The organism is Saccharopolyspora spinosa NRRL 18395 (assembly GCF_000194155.1).
GTDB lineage: Bacteria > Actinomycetota > Actinomycetes > Mycobacteriales > Pseudonocardiaceae > Saccharopolyspora > Saccharopolyspora spinosa.
Genome location: NZ_GL877879.1, coordinates 1,841,313 through 1,845,302, shown reverse-complemented (window position 1 = coordinate 1,845,302; position 3,990 = coordinate 1,841,313). Strand labels below are relative to the sequence as shown.

The window sequence follows — 3,990 nt, the reverse complement described above, 5'->3', positions numbered from 1 at the left end:
GACCACCGATGGTGGCGGGTTCGGTGCGGAGAAGGCCCCGCTGCTGGGGACAGGGTCCGGGGCGCAGACAGGGAACATCCCTGGCTCCCCGGGCAAGGACAACACGTCTACCCCCTCAACCCCCTCCGACGCCTGGGATGGCTCGAAACCGTCTGAAGTGGACACTGTTTTCCCGGTCGGGCCGGTGGATTCGGCTGCGGTGCCGGTGCCCTCCGGTAAAGACCCCGTGGTCAAGGACAGCAAGGACAGCAAGGACAGCAAGGACAGCAAGGACAGCAAGGACAGCACGCACGTTGAGGGCGGTACGGAGGGTGTCGACGGCAGCGGTAAGGGCGATGCTGGTGGCAGTGTGACGGGCGGGGACGCGACCGGTGGTGTTCCGGCGGTGCCGGGTTCCGGCGTGCACCGGCTGGGTACGCCGCCACCTGAATATCCTTATGTGGTAACGGTTTTTGGTTCGGACCGGCCGGGTTCACCGCCGCCGCCGTACAGTCCGGTTGCGGGTGGCGATCAGGCCGTGCCCGGGTTGCATGGCGTGCCTGAAGAGTCTGGTGTGGACGCTCCTGGCATGACCGGAGTATCTAATGTGGCGATTTATCGTGCGAATGTTTCTCATGTGGACAGTCCTGGTGTGGATGGTTCTGGTGTGTTGGGGGACCGGCCGCTGGATGTACTGGCGTCGGAATTGGAGGAGTTGAAGGAGCAGGGGCCGTTGACTGGGGAGCAGGAGGCGGAGCTGGCGGAGCTCCAGCCGAAGGCGCAGCAGCTGGGCACGCGGGGCAGTGGGCTGAGCATCCACGCCGGAGCCGGGCCGGAGGATCAGGCGGGTCGCTCAGGGGAGTCTGCGGCGGGTTGGAGTTCGGGCCGTGGACGGTATTCGGTGCGGATGGTTCGGCTAGGCCGGTGGCCGGGCCCGGTGCTCCGGTGCCGGTCGGCGGGCATGGGGGTGTGGCTGGTCTGGCGGATGCCTCGGCGGCTGTTCCGGTTGGTCCGGCGGGGTCGGGACGAGCGGTGGTGGGGCAGTGGTCGGGTACGGATCTGCGCGGGGAGATCGATCGGGCGAGGGACGGTCGCCGGTCTGGTGGTGATGAGGTTGCTGGTGGCGGGTTGGTGGAGTTCGTGCGGGGTGGTGTCGCGGATTCCACGGGTGGGCCTGTGCTGCTGGTCGCGCAGGGCAATCCGGGTGCGGGTGTGGTGGTCTCGACTGGTCAGGGTTCGGCTCTGGCGCGGGGCGTGGGGCGTGATGTTGTCGCGATGACGCAGGGACAGGGCGGGCGCGGGCCGCGGTGGATGGTGTTCGCCGCGGATGGTTCTCGGCCCAGGCCGGTGGGCGGGCCCGGTGGCCTGGTGCCAGCTGGGGGCGGTCAGGGTATGGCAGGTCTGGCGGATTCGTCGGCTGTGATTGCGGTCTTTGGTCAGAAGATGGTGGCCAGGGAAGAGACACCGGCTGCCCAGACGACGTCTGGCCAGGCGGCGTCGGTGGTCGGGGACGCACAGCCCGGGACGACGATCAGGTCTACCAGGGAGGAAGTGTTGCGGCCTAGTGGTTCCCGGTGGCCGGGCCAGGGTGGGGGCTCTGGGTTGCCGGCCGAGGTGACGGGTCCGAAAAAGCGGCAAAAGGTGGATGCAACCGTTGCTGTTGGGGCTGTTTCCGGGAGTCCGGGCGGGAGTGGGGTGCTCACTGCGACGGAGCAGGCAGCACAGCAGGACTCTAGTGCGGAGCGGAAACGAAAAAGGAAGGAAAATGACGCGAAGCGGTACCAGGCGATGAAGGCTGCTGCCGATCGTGTTGGGTGAAGGCTCGGTGGGTGGGGGGTGTTGCTGGGGTTGAGCAGTATGTGCGGAGCGGGCCGGTGGGTGTGGGTGTGCCGGTGATTTACCAGCGAGCTGATGGTAGTGCGCACGAGATTATTGCGGTGCATGCCGGAGAGCGTGATGGGCGTGAGGTGGTGGATCTGCTGGATCCGCAGAGGGGGGAGGTCGCTGAGAAAGCTGATGTTTTGGCTGCGACCGGGGTGTGGGTCAAGACCGGGATGAGGATCGGGAGGCGTTGTGGGAGTCGGAGCGGGTGTTGCGTGCCGAGCTGGCGGTGCTGCAGGCCGAGTTGGCCAAGTTCGTGCCGGCCGGGATCACGAGGTTGGCTGAGTTGGCGGAGCGAATGGAGCGGCATTTGAGGACGTTGCCGCCAGAATTCGATCCGAACGGTGTGCGTGAGTACGTCGAAACTATGAAGCAGCGGGTGCACCAGCCACGCGTTTTGATGTGTGATCCGTGCCGCAGCTTCCCTTTCGCTCAGCGTAGCCTGTCCAAAAGTGACATCTTCCCGAATTCGAGTAGCGCGGTGAACCTTCCTGCTTATAAAACCGTGTGTTCGTTGTGAGTGATGTGGCTTGGCCCCGTAGCCGGGTGGCTGAAGCCACCCGGCTATCGGATTTTTGCGCGTCACCGCGCGGGTGGGTCACTGTGCCGGCGCCCAGCAGGGCGGAAGGACTGATTCCCGTATACCTCGTTGCTGCCTTGGGTTTTGGCGGCATTGGGGTCGGGTGGGTGTGATGTTTTCGTCGATCATGGTGCCGGACCCGCCTCCAGAGCCCGCCAGAGTCCGTCCACGCGACCCCGCGAGGACTCGACTGTGGGGTGGGCCGGTCAAGCGCAACCCGAATCAGGGAAGCCAAGAACACAAGAGCGCGGTTCCTGGATAGGCCGTCACGGCTTGGACATCCCGATGATCTCCTACCGGAAACCGCGCCCTCGTCTCGCGTCCGACAAAACCCGCCGCTACCCTCAGATCAACCTTGCACACGCCCTGGACCGAGCACCATGCTTTCGCCGAACACAATTTCTCCGAAGTGGACTATGTGGATTTGTGGGCGGACGGCATCCATGTCAACTGGGCATGCTGGCCACCGGACCGCACACCGCGTGCCGATCGTCGAACATCTCGATGTGCGGGACGCAGTCCGCGCCGTCGGCGATCGCCACCGCCAAATCGGTGAACAACCGGCCCGGTGCATGCACTTACGGACCGTCATAAGTGTCCGCCAGCGCGGCCGTCATGCCAGCCATGAGCGCGGTGTCGTGCGCCAGTTCCCGCAACATTCCAACCCGGCATGCGACGAACCTGGACCCTAGACAATCCCAGTTTCCCCTACCGGACAGGTGCTTCGCCTCATTTCCGGCTCTTATATCAAACCAACCCGCATGAAACACCTGGGCTAGCGTTCATGAGCATTGGTTCGGGGATGCCCGGGGCCGGGAGAGCGCACCGTTCGAACTCCGGGTCATGCGCTTTGGCTCGTGAGTACGAATACGTTTCGTAGTGTTCTTTTCGCTCGTGAGCATATCCGCGAAAGCGACGCCTTCATGGATTCGAGTGGCGTGGTGAACCTTGTTACTTGAAGTAGCCGTGTGTTCGTTGTGAGAGGTGTTGCCTGGGTTCGGTGCCGGGTGGCTGAGGCCGCCCGGCTATCGGGTTTTTGTGCTTCTCCGCGCGGGTGGGTCGCTGTGCTGGCGCCCAGCGGGGCGGCAGGACTGATTCCGGTATACGTCGTTGCTGCCTTGGGTGTTGGCGGCGTTGGGGTCGGGTGGGTGTGATGTTTTCGTCGATCATGGTGCCGGAGGAGGACAGGCGCATTTTTCAGGGGTTGACCGGTGAGGATATGACGGATGCGGATGAGGGTGTGTTGTTCGCGGTGGCGGATGCGTTGGAGTCGGGTGCGGTGGGAGTGGGCGAGGTAGGGGGATTCGTGGCGGAGTTGGTGGGGAAGGTGCGGACGGAGTTCTCGGGGAAGGCGGCGGACCGGTTCGCGGACGGGCTGGAGATCTTTGATGGGTTGCTGTCCTCGGGTGATGGGGCGTTGCGGGAGTTGGCGGCGTTCGTGCGGGAACTGGCGCAGCAGGTGCGGTATCTGAAGCTGGTCACGATCTATGGTTTGGAGCTGTTGACGTTCGAGATGGCGTGGGCGGTGTATTGGGCGGGGGCGACCGCTG

Annotated in this window: 3 protein-coding genes and 1 pseudogene; 3 read left to right on the top strand and 1 reads right to left on the bottom strand. The window is 64.5% G+C overall.

The genetic code is table 11. The annotated features are described in order from the left end of the window. Together SSPN_RS57120 and SSPN_RS0127650 are read left to right on the top strand one after the other, a co-directional pair. Window positions 1–1,258 (top strand): annotated as a pseudogene (locus tag SSPN_RS57120) (hypothetical protein); the annotation flags it as partial. Window positions 1,259–2,050: 792 nt separating this feature from the next. Then, window positions 2,051–2,380: a hypothetical protein gene (locus SSPN_RS0127650; RefSeq protein WP_029535772.1), complete on the top strand. Its 330-nt coding sequence runs from the start codon at window positions 2,051–2,053 to the stop codon at window positions 2,378–2,380. 506 nt (window positions 2,381–2,886) lie between these two features. On the opposite strand, the gene SSPN_RS61805 is transcribed toward SSPN_RS0127650, so the two are convergent. After that, window positions 2,887–3,018 (bottom strand): hypothetical protein, encoded by a 132-nt coding sequence (locus SSPN_RS61805; RefSeq protein ID WP_010311413.1) that lies wholly within the window; start codon window positions 3,016–3,018, stop codon window positions 2,887–2,889. A gap of 641 nt (window positions 3,019–3,659) precedes the next feature. On the opposite strand from SSPN_RS61805, the gene SSPN_RS57115 reads away from it, so the two are divergent. Then, window positions 3,660–3,990: WXG100-like domain-containing protein (locus SSPN_RS57115; protein ID WP_158309659.1), on the top strand; the 331-nt coding region annotated here is incomplete at its 3' end.